This window comes from Pseudomonas sp. 32_A, assembly GCF_017490905.1.
In the GTDB taxonomy this organism is placed as follows: domain Bacteria; phylum Pseudomonadota; class Gammaproteobacteria; order Pseudomonadales; family Pseudomonadaceae; genus Aquipseudomonas; species Aquipseudomonas inefficax.
Window position 1 is genome coordinate 1 of record NZ_JAFGYI010000353.1, and the last position, 443, is coordinate 443.

The 443-nt window shown below is 70.9% G+C and carries 1 protein-coding gene; it reads right to left on the reverse strand.

The window, feature by feature from the left end; genetic code table 11:
- A partial coding sequence (locus J5M58_RS27045) for a DEAD/DEAH box helicase (RefSeq protein WP_207880506.1) occupies positions 1 to 443 on the reverse strand: 443 nt, incomplete at both ends.

Consider the following 443-nt stretch of genomic DNA (forward strand, 5'->3'; position numbering starts at 1 on the left):
GCTGTCACCGTCGTAGGCGGACGGTGCGACGTTGCCGAGGCCGGGAATCGAGGCGCACAGCGACTGGGCGGCACGGAGCTGGTCGTGGCCCAGTGCCTTGGTCGGGGACAGGTACAGGGCGCGGGCGTGCGCATCGGTTTGCATCGCGTGCAGGATCGGCAGTTGGTAGGCCAGGGATTTGCCGGATGCGGTGCCCGTCGCGATCACCACGTGCCGGCCGGCGTGCGCCAACTCGGCCGCGGATACCTGATGCGACCACGGCTGCGCCACACCGCGATCGGTGAAGGCGCGCACCACGTCGTCGCCGACCCAAGTGGGCCAGGGCATTCGGCGAGCCTGTCGTGGGGCCAGGTCGGCGACGTGCCGCAGCGGCTGCTCGTCGGCCGGGGTGCCGTCGAGTGCGGAGGACAACAGTTCACGCCCGAAGTTCGGCTGCGCTGCAG